The sequence below is a fragment of the Quyinboa mangrovi genome, assembly GCF_042219825.1.
GTDB lineage: Bacteria > Bacteroidota > Bacteroidia > Bacteroidales > UBA5342 > JBHJHP01.
Genome location: NZ_JBHJHQ010000008.1, coordinates 276,840 through 290,581, shown reverse-complemented (window position 1 = coordinate 290,581; position 13,742 = coordinate 276,840). Strand labels below are relative to the sequence as shown.

General features: G+C 37.7%; 13 protein-coding genes. 3 read left to right on the top strand and 10 right to left on the bottom strand.

The genetic code is table 11. From position 1 onward, the window contains the following. The first annotated feature begins 2 nt into the window (after positions 1-2). Positions 3-2,387: a YVTN family beta-propeller repeat protein gene (locus tag ACE1ET_RS17570; RefSeq protein WP_375729736.1), complete on the top strand. Its 2,385-nt coding sequence runs from the start codon at positions 3-5 to the stop codon at positions 2,385-2,387. Positions 2,388-2,462: 75 nt separating this feature from the next. After that, positions 2,463-2,960 carry a hypothetical protein gene (locus tag ACE1ET_RS17565; protein ID WP_375729735.1) on the top strand — a complete coding sequence of 166 codons (498 nt, stop codon included), beginning with the start codon at positions 2,463-2,465 and terminating at the stop codon, positions 2,958-2,960. Positions 2,961-3,086: 126 nt separating this feature from the next. Here the strand turns inward: ACE1ET_RS17565 and ACE1ET_RS17560 are convergent, their stop codons facing one another. The 3 genes from ACE1ET_RS17560 to pta form a co-directional block, all read right to left on the bottom strand. Further along, entirely contained in the window at positions 3,087-4,298 is a 1,212-nt protein-coding gene (locus ACE1ET_RS17560) for an acetate/propionate family kinase (RefSeq protein ID WP_375729734.1), read from the bottom strand. Positions 4,299-4,319: 21 nt separating this feature from the next. Continuing rightward, entirely contained in the window at positions 4,320-5,279 is a 960-nt protein-coding gene (locus ACE1ET_RS17555) for a 3-hydroxyacyl-CoA dehydrogenase family protein (RefSeq protein WP_375729733.1), read from the bottom strand. A 126-nt stretch (positions 5,280-5,405) separates the two neighbouring features. Further along, positions 5,406-6,410: a phosphate acetyltransferase gene (pta, locus tag ACE1ET_RS17550; RefSeq protein WP_375729732.1), complete on the bottom strand. Its 1,005-nt coding sequence runs from the start codon at positions 6,408-6,410 to the stop codon at positions 5,406-5,408. Between the two features lie 157 nt (positions 6,411-6,567). On the opposite strand from pta, the gene ACE1ET_RS17545 reads away from it, so the two are divergent. After that, positions 6,568-7,110 carry an NUDIX domain-containing protein gene (locus tag ACE1ET_RS17545; protein WP_375729731.1) on the top strand — a complete coding sequence of 181 codons (543 nt, stop codon included), beginning with the start codon at positions 6,568-6,570 and terminating at the stop codon, positions 7,108-7,110. 217 nt (positions 7,111-7,327) lie between these two features. Here ACE1ET_RS17545 and ACE1ET_RS17540 read toward each other — a convergent pair whose 3' ends face one another. The 7 genes from ACE1ET_RS17540 to ACE1ET_RS17510 all read right to left on the bottom strand — a co-directional run bounded on the left by ACE1ET_RS17540 (position 7,328) and on the right by ACE1ET_RS17510 (position 13,624). Further along, a complete protein-coding gene (locus ACE1ET_RS17540) occupies positions 7,328-8,416 on the bottom strand; it encodes a serine hydrolase domain-containing protein (RefSeq protein WP_375729730.1) in 1,089 nt (362 codons plus the stop codon). Positions 8,417-8,448: 32 nt separating this feature from the next. Next, a complete protein-coding gene (locus ACE1ET_RS17535; protein WP_375729729.1) occupies positions 8,449-8,868 on the bottom strand; it encodes a GNAT family N-acetyltransferase in 420 nt (139 codons plus the stop codon). Between the two features lie 504 nt (positions 8,869-9,372). Further along, positions 9,373-10,494 carry an ATP-binding protein gene (locus ACE1ET_RS17530; RefSeq protein WP_375729728.1) on the bottom strand — a complete coding sequence of 374 codons (1,122 nt, stop codon included), beginning with the start codon at positions 10,492-10,494 and terminating at the stop codon, positions 9,373-9,375. A 467-nt stretch (positions 10,495-10,961) separates the two neighbouring features. Then, positions 10,962-11,693 (bottom strand): hypothetical protein, encoded by a 732-nt coding sequence (locus tag ACE1ET_RS17525; RefSeq protein WP_375729727.1) that lies wholly within the window; start codon positions 11,691-11,693, stop codon positions 10,962-10,964. Next, positions 11,693-12,190, bottom strand: a complete 498-nt coding sequence (locus ACE1ET_RS17520) for an RNA polymerase sigma factor (RefSeq protein WP_375729726.1) — start codon at positions 12,188-12,190, stop codon at positions 11,693-11,695. Before ACE1ET_RS17520 ends, ACE1ET_RS17525 begins: the two co-directional genes overlap by 1 nt. A 14-nt stretch (positions 12,191-12,204) precedes the next feature. Further along, a complete protein-coding gene (locus tag ACE1ET_RS17515; RefSeq protein ID WP_375729725.1) occupies positions 12,205-12,495 on the bottom strand; it encodes a hypothetical protein in 291 nt (96 codons plus the stop codon). A 301-nt stretch (positions 12,496-12,796) separates the two neighbouring features. Then, positions 12,797-13,624 carry an alpha/beta hydrolase gene (locus ACE1ET_RS17510; protein ID WP_375729724.1) on the bottom strand — a complete coding sequence of 276 codons (828 nt, stop codon included), beginning with the start codon at positions 13,622-13,624 and terminating at the stop codon, positions 12,797-12,799. Positions 13,625-13,742 lie beyond the last annotated feature (118 nt).

Sequence of the window (13,742 nt, the reverse complement as noted above, 5' to 3'; positions counted from 1 at the left end):
TTATGAAACGTTTCCTGTCACTTATTATAAATGGTTTGTTGCTTTCTTCAACTATAAGCATACCTCAGAACCAGGTTGTGGAGGCGACAATTGGATTGCCGGATAACTTAAGCGGGATATTATCGCCAAACTGTATTGAATTCAGTTCGGAAAGTAATTGTTATTATGTTGGTGGTACAGAAGGGAATTATATAATTGTTGTTGACGCATTAAGCAATGAAAAAACATCCCGCGTTGAGATCGGTTTTCCTGTCGGATTTATGGGGATTAATGACGTCGGGAATAAATTATATTGTGCAGAATGGGGTGGAAATCGGGTTGCTATTGTGGATTGTAATATGAATAATGTGCTGAGTACTATTGAATTCCCAGAAAAAAGTAATCAGTATACTTTTGCATTTAACAGCACTGAAAATAAAATGTATATATCTGATTACAGGTATAATGGAAGGGTTCATGTGATTAGTGGCAGTGGCGATACATTGATTACTTCAATTATAGCCGGTGTTGATCCGAATTCCCTGGATTTCAATCCTTCTGCAAACAAGGTTTATTGTGGAATTCAAGACGATGATAATGTGATTGTGATTGATGGTAAAACAGATTCAATAACAAATACTATTAAGCTTGACGGCAGAATTGATGATGTGAAGTATAATGCGTTTAATAATCTGTTGTATTGTGCTGTCAGAGCCGATAAAGTACAGGTTATTGATTGTGAATCAGAAACTGTAACTGCCAGTATCCCACTCGGAGGTGATGCAAAAATGTTAGCCCTTAATAGCGTTAATAATAAAATTTACGCTATGGATGCTTCATCCAGAAGTGTTTCGATTATTGACTGTTCAGTGCATTCCGTTCTTTCCGTACTTTCTATGCCATCAATACCTACTGAACTGCTGTATAACAGCACTGAAAATAAGATTATATGTGCGGCTGCCTACCTGGGGCAACTATTTATCCTTGATGGGGAAACAAATGTGTTTACAGATACCATTAAATCGGACGGGTTTCCGTGGAAATTATGTTATGCCGAACCGCTTAACAAAATAGTTACAGCAAATCAGTCTTCCAACCAAATGGGTATTTATAATGCAGAAACGAATCAGGTTGAGAAGCTTATACAGGTTGGGATCAGACCGAAGGGATTAATATACGATGGTTTAAATCACCATATTTTGGTTATGGATTCTGAAACAAGGCTTACATCAGTTATAGATGCAAATACAAATGAGGTATTAACAACATTTCTGCCTGAAGAAAAAATCGGATTGTTACTGTATATAGAGGAATTGGATATTTTTTGTACAACTGTAAAGGGTTTGGATCAGGCATGGATACTGGATGCAAAAACGTTTCAGATCATGCATAAAATTGATGTTGGAAGTGACCCTGTCTCATTGTGTTTTAATCCCACAATGAATAAGCTGTATTGCTCTAATGAAAGTAATTTTAGCATCAGTGTCATCAGTCTGGATACGTATAAGGTTACCGGTACTGTTTATACAGGGAAAAAATCATATGCTTCACATTACAATAGTCTCAACAATTACGTGTACTTTTTGAATGCATGGTCAAACGATCTAACCATTATTGATTGCAGTACAGATAAAATTGTTAAGCATCTTTCCACCGGAATAGATCCAGAATTATTACAGTATAATACCCTGAACAATTCTCTTTATATTGGTAAGCCAATGGGTGATGATATTGTTGTTCTTAATTGTGAAACGAATCAGATGGTAAGTAGAATACAGCTTTCTGATGCGCCTAAGGATCTTGAAATTAATCCACGTGAAAACAAACTGTATTGTGCTCTTCAAGAGTCTGGTAAAGTTGTGATTATTAACTGCGCTACAAATTCAATAATTACGGAGTTAAAAGTTGGAACTTTTGCTTATAACCTGTGTTATCATCCTGCTGATAATAAAATCTTTTGTGCCAATTGGTATTCCTGTGATATCTCAGTAATTGACGGTGCTTCAGATGAGATTCTTCAGTCTTTTCCTGTAGGTGAAAATCCCTGTAACATGATGTATATTCCTGAACAGGAACGCATTTTTGTAGCATGTTTAAACGGTTCTGAAATTTCCGTATTAAGGGACAGTAGTCTGATTCATGGTACAGGAACACCCTTTGTGCAAAGCGATCAGAGTACTGTCTCCATCTATCCCAATCCGGCAAAAAATTATATCACGCTGATGTCCGCATCCGATGTCGGATGTGTTCAGATATTTGATCTGAGAGGGATAAAGCTACTGGATCAAAAATGTAATACAGACTTTAATGAGTGGTTTTTGGATATATCATCATTGGAACGTGGCATATACCTGTGCCGGATTAAGATGGGTGATGTTTGGATCAGCAAAAAGCTTATTGTTAGGTAGGGTATTTTGTGCCGGGAATATTTTATAAATTCCCAAACAGGAGCATGTGATTTTTTAACCCTCAATACAACACATATGAAAGTCTTCGTTTTTTCATTGTTAATCTGCATGCCGGCAATTCTTCCTGCATCAGCTCAAAGCAATGGTCTGGGTTTAAGGGCAGGTCTTAGTTTTGACAATATTACGCTGGAAGGAAGCTTCCGGCATGCATTTGAAAAAAGTCAGCTTGAAGTTGATGCCGGATTGCTCGTATGTACGAGAGGCGCTGCAACTGATGTTTTTATTGCTTACCATTTTGTATTTCCGTTTAAGAATAAACCCGGATTATGTTGGTATGCCGGACCGGGTATAGGGTCGGGGCTCTATTTTAATTCGGCATATGCCAAACCATATGAATCATCGGAAAAACACTATTTTAACGGTGGCGGCATTCAGGCTGGTCTGAACTATACTTTTGACTTTCCGGTTCAAATCTCCTTTGATACAAGAGATGCTTTGTATTTTGACAGTTATTATGATGTTGTTTTTCTGTCGAACTTTGCCCTGTCGGTGAGATACCTGTTTGGTAGATGAGTCAGTGAACAGTTCTTTGGCCGGATGTTCTGATCTGGCTCATCCCGACCGGGATATGTTAATATGCAAAAAAGAGGATCCCCGAATTTCAGGGATCCTCTTTGGGGTCGTGTTTTTATTTATTGCTTATTTCTTCATTTTTGTGATGATATTCAGCGTATCCTGTGCGATCATCAGTTCTTCGTCGGTTGGAACAACCATCACTTTCACTTTAGATTCAGGTTTGCTGATCACCATTTCTTTACCACGCATGCCATCGTTTTTAGATTTATCAATGGTAAGGCCAAGGTATTCCATGTCCTTCAGAATATCTTCACGATGCTGATCCGAGTTTTCACCGATGCCGCCCGTAAAGACAAGGATGTCAATTCCACCCATGGCAGCAATGTACGATCCAATGTATTTTTTTACCCTGTAGTTGAACATTTCAATGGCAAGCAGCGCACGTTTGTTGTTGTTTTTGTATGCCGCTTCTTCAATTTCACGTGAGTCGGATGATACACCTGAAATCCCCAGTAATCCACTGTGTTTGTTAAACAACGTATTGGCTGAACGCGTTCCGATGTTCTCGCGATCCATAATATAATTTACAGCACCGATATCAAGGTCGCCGGAGCGGGTTCCCATAATAAGACCTTCCAACGGCGTAAATCCCATGGAAGTATCCATGGATTTTCCATCTTTAATGGCTGTAATAGATGCACCGTTGCCCATGTGACAAGTGATGATTTTCTGAGTTGTATAATCCACACCTAGTATGTCGCAGGCACGTTTTGATACATAGCGGTGACTGGTTCCGTGAAAACCGTAACGCCTGATGCCATATTTTTCATATAATGAATACGGGATGGCATACATGTACGAGTAATCCGGCATGGTCTGATGAAAGGCCGTATCAAAAACACCCACCTGTGGGACATTGGGAAGGAGCTCCTGCATCGCATAAATACCTTTCAGGTTAGGTGGATTGTGTAAAGGAGCAAGGTCGATACATTCCTCCATTTTTGTGATGACCTCATCGGTAATAAATACACTTGAATTAAAGGCTTCACCACCATGAACCACCCTGTGTCCAACTGCATCAATTTCTTCCAGATCTTTTATAGAACCATATTTTTCACTCAGTAATACACCAAGAATGTACTCAATACCAACCTGATGCTCAAGAATTTCTCCTTCCAGCTGCGCTTTAGTGCCATCTGAACGTTTGTGCTTTAAAAACGATCCTTTCAGTCCGATTTTTTCAACCACACCGGTTGCCATGACCTCCTTATCGGTCATATTGATCAGTTTGTATTTTATGGATGAACTACCGCAGTTTAATACTAATATCTTCATTTTTGCTTACTTTTCAGGTTGTTATTCCGGAATGCGTTTACCGTTTTCATCATATTTAAAGAATCCATGGCCATCGATTACACCACCGTGTTTGGCTCTTACCAGACGCTTGATAAGAGGAGATGGTTTGTATTTGGTTTCACCAAATTCTTCGAAGAGGTTATTACCCCAGCGAACAATTTTTTCCAGCCCCATAATGTCGGCCAGATGAAAAATACCGTGACGGATTCCAAACCCCACGTTGGTGAGCTTGTTGATGTCTTCTTTCGAAGCTACACCTTCCATCAGTGTATCGCATGCTTCGTTCAGTAATGTGATAAACAAACGAATGCTTACCAAACCTACGGATTCCTGAACCGGAACAATACTTCTGTTAACCAGCTTCACAAAGTGGCTTACCTTGTTATAAACGGCCTCGGATGTATACACACCTTTAACAACCTCTACAATTCGTGCTTCAGGAGATGATACCATGAAGTGAATACTCAGGCAGCGTTCCTTGTGCTCAAGCTCAGAAGCAAGTTCTGTAATAATAACAGTAGTTGCATTTGTAGCAATGATACAGTCGGGAGAAACGACCTTCTCAACCCGTTTAAAAATTTCTTTACGAACTTCGATTGACCGTTCCCCTGTTTTGTCATTGGCTCTTACCGCTTCTATCACGAAGTCACAACCAATAAGTTTGTCGTAGGTTACAGCACCTGAAATGCGTTGCAGGATAACTTTCTTTTCCGTAGGTGTTAAACCCCAGTTTTCAACCCTGCTGTCCAGTTCCTTACTGATATTGTCGATTGCCAGTTGTACTTTGGATTGGTTCACTTCAATAAAAATGACCTCCAGCCCGCTGATGGCAGCAATTCGTGCAATATTCTGCCCTTCCTGCCCGCAACCGATAATACCGATTTTAGAAAACAGTGTTTTCTTCGATGATTTTTTGCTTAACCCATATTTCTCTATGGGTTCAATGATTATATCTGACATATTTTAAATTATTTCTACCATATTCAGTATCAGGTATCATGTATCAAGTATCAGGATGTAAGAAAAAGCTTCTTTATGACACCTGTGTCTCGCTTGATTCCTGTGTCTTTTATCTTATGTCTTAAACTATTTCATTCCCATGGCCTGGTTAGCTGTAATGGCTACCAGTTTAACAATATCATCCACCGAACAACCGCGTGAAAGGTCGTTGATCGGAGCTGCCATTCCCTGCAAAACCGGACCCACAGCCTCAGCATTAGCTAACCTCTGAACCAGTTTATATGCAATATTGCCTACGTTCAGTGAAGGGAAGATGAGCACGTTGGCTCTTCCTTCAATGGGTGATCCGGGAGCTTTGCTGTTGGCAATAGCCGGTATGATGGCAGCATCAGCCTGAAGTTCACCGTCAATCATCATATCCGGTGCCATCTCTTTGGCCATAGCTGTTGCTTCTACCACTTTGGTTACCATATCGTGTTTGGCCGATCCTTTTGTTGAAAAGCTCAACATGGCAATCCTTGGTTCCAGTCCCACGATACTACGCATGGTTTTTCCGGTTGTTACAGCAATTTCGGCCAGTTCTTTCGCTGTAGGGTCAGGATGAACAGCGCCATCTGCAAAGATAAGCAGGCCGTCGTCACCCCATTTTTTATCCGGTAGGAACATGAGGAATGCACCAGAAACCACACTTACACCCGGCATGGTTTTTACCAGCTGAAAGGCAGGACGAAGTACATCACCCGTTGCGTTCATGGCGCCGGCAACCTCACCGTCTGCGTCCCCGTTCTTAATCATTAAACAGGAAAGATATAACGGATTTTTTGTGAGTTCAAGCGCTTGTTCCGGTGTAACACCTTTGTTTTTACGAATTTCGAACAGTAAATCTGCATATTCCTGCATTTTTTCATGGTTCTCCGGATCAACAATAGTAGCTTTGTCAATGTTGTTAAGGCTAAATTGTTTTGCCAGCGATTTAATCTCATCCGGGTTGCCGATGAGTATGATGTCAGCAATTGCATCACCAAGCAAAATGTCTGCTGCTTTTAACGTACGTTCTTCGGTCCCTTCGGGTAATACAATCCGTTGAGGATTGGCCTTTGCCTTGTCAACGATTTTTGATATAATGTCCATTTCAGAAAATGTTTGTGATAGAGAAGTTATTTTGACTGCAAAATTAGTATCAAAAAGGCTAATTTAAAAGTATTTTTGACATTTGGAATTATTAAAAATAATGAAATTGCAGTTTAAAACAAAATTTCTGTAATTGGTTGCAAATTAAAGCAGAAACATGAGTAAAAATACTGTTCTTGAACCAATAGAGCTTTTTTCTTTTTGTCCTAGGTGTGGATCGAAAGAGATAGAACCCCATGAAGAAAATACTGCCATAAAGTGCAAAAGTTGCGGGTTTATCTATTTCTTTAATGCTTCCGGATCGGTGATTGTTATTGTACAAAATGATAATGGTGAGTTGTTGGTCACTAAAAGGGCATATGAACCGTTCAAAGGTAAACTGGATTTGCCGGGTGGCTTTATTATGCCCGGAGAGCGTGCTGAAGATGCTCTGGTTCGTGAAGTTAAAGAAGAGTTGAATGTGGAGGCTTACGATCCGGAATTCTGTTTTACACTTGCCAATAAATATCCGTATTCCGGTTTGTTTGTCCATACCATTGACCTTGTGTTTAAGGCTAAGGTCAGGGATTTGTCTGTGATTAAAGCAGCTGATGACGTGTCAGAATATGCATTTATTAAACCGGAATTGCTAAAACCTGAAGATTTCGGTATGGATTCCGTGCGTAAAGCCGTTGTGGATCTTATACTGAATAAAAGCTAAGTATAAATCACGTTTACCTGTAAAATTCCCCCGTTTGCTGATTATTTAATGCTGGTTATAGAAATTTTATTTCTGTAGGTTCAGGATGTTATACCTTTGGTACAATACTAGATTAGAATAGTATTCTCATAAAACATTGAAACAAGAAAGCTTCTCCTGAACCCGGAAGCTTTCTTTCTTTTTATTCCGGTTCATCTGTAAAACATTATCAATATCCTTAATCTTCGAACAGGAAGTCAGCCGCCAGTAATGCTATTTCGTTGGAAGATACCCTGGGAGGAAATACATTTCGAATTACCGTAATGGTGATTTCTTCCGAAGGAAATATCAGGTTGATGGCATTCATACCATCTCCCATACCGGGATGGTAATAAAATGTTCTGCCTTTGTAGGAGCTTACTCCCATTCCTAATCCATAGCCGGTAGATTCGCCGGAATTTAAGAGAACCGGCTTCCATATGTCGGTATAATTTGGAGGTAAACTGCGTCCTGATACCAATGCCATATTCCATTGTGCCATATCGTGGACATTGGAGACAATACCGCCTCCTCCGATAAGGTTTGAAAAATGCATTATATTGGCATGGTGATATCCGGTTGAATCAAGGGAATACCGTTGAACCGCATTGGTGGCATCGTGGTTATAATCGCATGAGTAGGTATGGTTCATAGCCAGGGGGACAAAGATCTTCTCGTGCAGAAAGTCAGAAAAATTCATTCCGCTCTGCTGTTCAATTAGGGCAGTCATTATGGTATAACCGGTATTGCAATACATGTACTTTTCTCCCGGTTCACTTCTGTATTTACCCTTTAAGCCAATGCTTATTATTTCCTCAACGGTGTGCTTCTCAGAGATCTTGCTCATGAATTCATCACTCTGAGTAAGCTCCGGTAAGCCGCTGGTGTGCGATAGCAACTGCTTGATCTTTATATGACGGTTATCAACAGGTAAATCCGGCAAATAGTCCTTAATTTCCCTGTCCAGATCAATTTTACCTTCTTCGGCCAATATTAGGGTTGCCATTCCCAAAAATTGTTTCGACATGGAGGCTATACCCAACACATGATCTGAATTAAGTTTTTCCTCTTTTTCAAAATTTGCATAGCCCAGATATTTCTCGAAAATGATTTGGTTTTTATGCGTTATGATGATGGATGCACCGGCATCACTTTCCCGGATCCTTTGGCATAATGCAGTATCAAGTTTTATCAATCGTTCCTGAAAATGGTTTTCGTCCTGAGCCTGAACAAATGTTGCCAGGATGAGGAATAGTACGGTTAAAAATGGTTTCTTAGCTATCATCATCCGCTGAATTATACTATGATTTGAGTGTCGCTTTAAGTATTCGTTGTAATTTTTCGTGTAATTTCCATCATGTTCTGAGGCTTACTTAAGGACGTAAATCCGAATTGTTGATAAAGCCCGTGTGCATCATCTGTTCCGAGTCCCCAACGCTGAAGGTTTTGAAGTTTCTCATGCGTCATTATCGCATGCATCAGCATTTTTCCATATCCTCTTCCCTGGAAAGCTTTTAGGATAAATACATCCATTATCCACGCAAAAACGGCATAATCGGTTACCACTCTTGCAAATCCAATCTGTTGATCATCGGAATATAATCCAAAGCAAAGGGAATTTTCAACGGACCGTTTAACAATGTCTATGTCCCTGTTCTTTGCCCAGTATGATTCTGTGGATAAATACTGATGTATTCTGTTAATATCCAGTCTTGTTTTGTCTGTTGATACCTGAATCATTTGTAATTATTTTTTTAATTTAAAACTAAGTATTCCAGATAGAAATATATTGTCGGCGCCATTTGTGCAATCAAAATTCATTAATTCATAGTGATTTTTGAAATTCTTTTTATCTGCCTTAAAGTCGCTATCACACAGCTTTAATTGTACAAAATCATTAGCCGTATAATTTAATCCACTACCCGGGTCATGTATAATTAAAATATCGGAATTCACCTTACCTTTTTCATCCTTTCAATATCCTACTAAAGACACCCAATGTCCGGCAATTATTTTCATTTCATTAGGTTCAATTAATTTAGATAAATCATTGTGAAAAGAATCAGTATAATGTTAATGAGTCTCATTTCTCGTCTTTTTTATGCCACATAACATGAAATTGTATGATTAGCAGCTGATTGCGGATGATTTCTTGTCAAGCAGGGATGAAGTAGATGCGGGTGATGAACCCTCAGTTACCAGCAAAACCGGCAATGACATATTCCGATTGTTATGCCCTGGCATTTAATTCTTTATTTTTACAAATTCTCTAAAATTATCCCTGTCAATTACAAATCCATTTGCATTGTAAGCATCTAAGAATTTTTGAGGAAATTTTGTTTTTTTATCTTTCCATTTAAACTCAAATGCAGTGATTTCTCCGTCCTTTTCTTCAACAAAATCGATTTCCTGCTGTTGCTGCGTTCTCCAAAAATGGATTCTAGCAAATGTGTCTTTGTAGATATTTTGTTTTAGTCTTTCCGACACAAGAAAGTTTTCCCATAAAGCTCCTTTGTCAAGTCTTAGGTTTAACGATTTAAAGTCACCAATAATCATATTTCGAACGCCGTTATCGTAAAAGTAGATTTTGCGATTTTGCTTAATTTCATTTCTTAAGTTTCTGCTAAAGCTATTGAGACGAAAAACGATGTAGCCTTTTTCTAAAATGTCAATGTAATTTTGCACTGTAATTTTGTTAACTCCAATGAGTTGAGATAATTCATTATAATTAACCTCACTTCCCATCTGTAAAGCTAAAGCTTGCAGTAGTTGGTCGAGAACTTCAGGTTTTCGGATATCTGAAAAAGCAAGAATATCTCTATATAAATAACTGGTAACGAGATTTTTTAGAGTTTCTCGTTCTTTACCTTGATTATTTATTACTTCCGGATAAAACCCATACAATAATCTGTTTTCGATTTGCTGCTCTGCTTTGATTAATCCAATTTTATCTTCGTATTCCTCCCACGAAACAGGAAATAATTCGTATTCCCATTTTCTGCCTGTTAACGGCTCATTTAGAGCATTCCCTAAATTAAAAGAAGAAGAACCACTGACAAATAGTTGAACATCCTTAAATTGGTCAGTGATTATTTTTAATGTTAGCCCAATTCCCGGAATACGTTGAGCTTCGTCAAGGAACACATATTTGTAATTTCCTAGAAATGTCCTTATTTGTTCTGTCGTAGGATTTTGAAGCAGGCTTCTTGTTGATGGGTCATCAGCATCAAGAAACAAAAAATCTTTATCCGCCAGAATTTTTTTTAATAAAGTTGTTTTTCCAACTTGTCTTGCGCCAACTATGATTATAGCTTTACCACTTTTGAATTTTTCTTTTATGGTATTTTCTATTGTCCGTGTAAACATTTTTTATTTCAAAAGTAGGTTTTAATACTATAATGACCAAATCTTATGGTTATTGGTCATTATAGTATTGAAATGCTGTTTTTTTATATGCTTGCGCATAACGGTTGTATAAATCACATGTGTATTAATATTCCCTGTAAATTATTTTTGTTAACTGGTTCAATTGTAGTGTTTTAATAGCTTTTGTAATTGATGTGGTAATATATTTTTTGCAAGACTCATCGGTTTCAATGATGGGTTTTAGTCAGAGCGTTTGCTTAGTGCAATGGGGCTTTTCAGTTACAGCATTAAAAATAATAAAAATCCGGCAGCTTAAAATGAATGCGTTTCTTTATTTAGTTTATAAGGTGGAAAGGAGGTAATTATGAGAGCGTAGATGGATATCTGAACCTGTCTGGGTGAAGTGCCGTAGTTGAAACACTTCGCCATCAGGTTGCTAATAAGGCAATTGTGTATTCAGTTGATTATCAGTTGTTAATAAAGGTGTATAACATAAAGAGTAATAATATCACTCCTAAAATCAATGCAATTCCAATTGTGGCTATATTTTTTATCCTGTTCGTTTTAAATTTTTTAATGCTTGCTTCATTTCTTGTATTTTCTTCAATTTCAACCAGGCAACCTTCCAATTGCTTAATATTAAAATTGGTTTGTCGTATTTGTGCAAAAGCACTGATACCATAACTTAAAATGATTCCCATGGTTAAAACAATAAAATCGTCTATTTCAAAAGGTGGGATTTGGTCGTATTTGAAGTAGAGATAAAAAAGAGAGCCACTAAGAAAAAATAAAGTGCTTGATAAGGCATTCACAAATATGGATTTAATATAGTGCACATTGTAAAAGTCAATATAGGCTCTTAATAGATCTATTAGACGTTCTTTTGCAAGACTTATTTTATAAACTTTTTTGTAAACTTTTGCCTGCCAGATTATTCCAAGGGTGGTTATGGAAATAAAAAATGAATTGGTAAAAATGGCAACTGATTGATTTTTCAGAAGAAAAATTAGTGCAATAAATGAAATGAGTAAGGTGCTTTTTAATACTATATCAAAAATTAAAGACCTTTTGTATTGACCCACAATTTTTGAAGCTGATTTCATAAACGTTTGAATTTCAATGGCAGAAAGTTTTTCTGCTTGAAATGATTTTTCATTTTTCCAGGCTAATTGATATTTACTTAAATCTAAATTTTGCATCAGCACAGCTTTTTAATGATTTTTGCAAGCTTTTTTTTGCTTCGTACTAATTTTACGCTTACGTTTTTTTCGGATATCCCAACGATTTCAGAAATCTCACTATATCCTTTTTCTTCAAGCCAAAGCAGAATAACAGCCTTTTCTATCTTGCTCAGTTTTGAAATGGCGATATAGAGAATTTTAATGTCTTCGGAATAGTCAGTAACATCTTCAATAGCCATATCATCACGCAATAGGGCTTTGGTATTTTCAAAGAGGACAGCTTTTTTATTTAATGTGATTGCTGTATTTAGTGCAACCCTGTACATCCAGGTTGAAAATTTTGCTTCTTTTCGGAATAATGGGTATGACTTCCATAATTGCAAAACAATTTCCTGATATAAATCTTCTTTATCAGCATTGCAATTTGAATATACAAAACAAATCTTATGCAAAATCCCTTGATGCCTATGGATTTTTTCTACAAATTCATTTTCTATTTCTCTTTGATCCTGCACGCTGTTAAAACGAGTTATAAAAGTTGAAGAATAATATAAAGTGCAACGAAAATGATAAAACCAAGTAGTAATGAACCAATCATTATGTTAGTTTTCGCAGGATTGATTGCCTCATTTTCCCCCTGAAATTTTTGCTCTATACTAATTCCTGCAAAAACTCCAATTGGTAAAGCCGCTGAAACAGCAGCAGCCAAATTTTTAGATAAGGTGAATACAACAAGTGCACTTACAATTGAGAGCACAATTCCTAATAACCAGCCTGCTCCCTTAAAAATTTTCCATTCATTGGTACTTAGATTTTCCATTTGAAATTCTCTTTTAAATTAACTGTTTAATCAGTTAGTATATTAAATTCCAAATTAACTACACTGCGAAGTATTTTTTCCAAAGTTGAAGCAACATTAGATTCTGGATTGCTGTAGTTGATTTCGCGTGATTGTCCGTTCGATTAGCACGAAAGACGATCAGGCGTGAATACGGGCTGCGCATACTAAAGAAACCGCAATTTACAAAGTTTTGTATACTGATGTTATTGTTAATATTAATCTATGGCAGGAATTTGCACATTGGCTCTGGCAATTTGAAATAAATCAATTCATTCGTGAGTTAGTCCATTTTTAGAATCCCTCTTAATTTAAGCCATTCTATGCAACGATCTGACCAATCCATTACTGTACTTGTTATCGCCTCTCCTTTATTTGTTTCCAAAGCAAAACCATGTCCACCATGTTCGTATATGTGCATCTCTGCCGGAACCTTATTTGCGAGTAGACCTAAATACAGTTCAACACATCCCTGCACTGGTGCTTTTAAATCATTTCCTGCATGAACCAGAAATGTTGGAGGGAAATTCTCATGACATTTAATTCCCTGATAGCTGCTATAGACTCCTATCATAAAATCAGGTCTGGATGATACTGTATCAATCGGGTCATAGTATGCCCGGGTAAGGTAATTAGCGGAAAGATTACCCGCAAGATGTGCACCGGCAGAAAAACCAATAACACCGATCTTATTTCTGTCAATATTATATTTTGCAGCATCTGATCGAATCAGACTCATCGCTCTTTGTGCATCCCTTAGTGCTGCATCACGATTTAATCGATATTTAAGAACAAAAGCTGTAATGCCGTGTTCGTTGAGCCATTCTGCAATTTTATAGCCTTCTTTTGCCATAACAACCTGATTGTAACCTCCTCCAGGGAATATGATTACTGCAGGTGTGAGTTCAGTTTGCCCATTAGCCAAAAAAACAGTCAGATCGGGCTGATAAACATTTGTCACGGATCTTTTGTCTCTCCATTGTTCGTTATTCTCCATGCCCTCAGTGCCTGGTGCCAGCTTTGGCCATATTTTTATCACCTCATTTTGTGCCTTCAACGAAAACGATACGGTAAAAAATAAAATAATGTAACATAGCTGTTTGGTACTCATAATGTATGCCTGTTTTTAATGTGTTCTGGTTTTTATTATCTGATTGGTCTATTCCAATCTCTGTGTCTCCAATAATTTCGTTGTGGCTGCTTCCCATATGACAATTTGTTGTAGACTG

Excerpts from the sequence above, each read along its gene's own strand:
- ACE1ET_RS17515 (WP_375729725.1), bottom strand. The coding sequence starts at position 12,495 with ATGGAAAATCTAAGTACCAATGAATGGAAAATTTTTAAGGGAGCAGGC.
- ACE1ET_RS17540 (WP_375729730.1), bottom strand. The coding sequence starts at position 8,416 with ATGATGATAGCTAAGAAACCATTTTTAACCGTACTATTCCTCATCCTG.
- ACE1ET_RS17565 (WP_375729735.1), top strand. The coding sequence starts at position 2,463 with ATGAAAGTCTTCGTTTTTTCATTGTTAATCTGCATGCCGGCAATTCTT.
- pta (WP_375729732.1), bottom strand. The coding sequence starts at position 6,410 with ATGGACATTATATCAAAAATCGTTGACAAGGCAAAGGCCAATCCTCAA.
- ACE1ET_RS17560 (WP_375729734.1), bottom strand. The coding sequence starts at position 4,298 with ATGAAGATATTAGTATTAAACTGCGGTAGTTCATCCATAAAATACAAA.
- ACE1ET_RS17545 (WP_375729731.1), top strand. The coding sequence starts at position 6,568 with ATGAGTAAAAATACTGTTCTTGAACCAATAGAGCTTTTTTCTTTTTGT.
- ACE1ET_RS17525 (WP_375729727.1), bottom strand. The coding sequence starts at position 11,693 with ATGCAAAATTTAGATTTAAGTAAATATCAATTAGCCTGGAAAAATGAA.
- ACE1ET_RS17510 (WP_375729724.1), bottom strand. The coding sequence starts at position 13,624 with ATGAGTACCAAACAGCTATGTTACATTATTTTATTTTTTACCGTATCG.
- ACE1ET_RS17555 (WP_375729733.1), bottom strand. The coding sequence starts at position 5,279 with ATGTCAGATATAATCATTGAACCCATAGAGAAATATGGGTTAAGCAAA.
- ACE1ET_RS17530 (WP_375729728.1), bottom strand. The coding sequence starts at position 10,494 with ATGTTTACACGGACAATAGAAAATACCATAAAAGAAAAATTCAAAAGT.
- ACE1ET_RS17570 (WP_375729736.1), top strand. The coding sequence starts at position 3 with ATGAAACGTTTCCTGTCACTTATTATAAATGGTTTGTTGCTTTCTTCA.
- ACE1ET_RS17535 (WP_375729729.1), bottom strand. The coding sequence starts at position 8,868 with ATGATTCAGGTATCAACAGACAAAACAAGACTGGATATTAACAGAATA.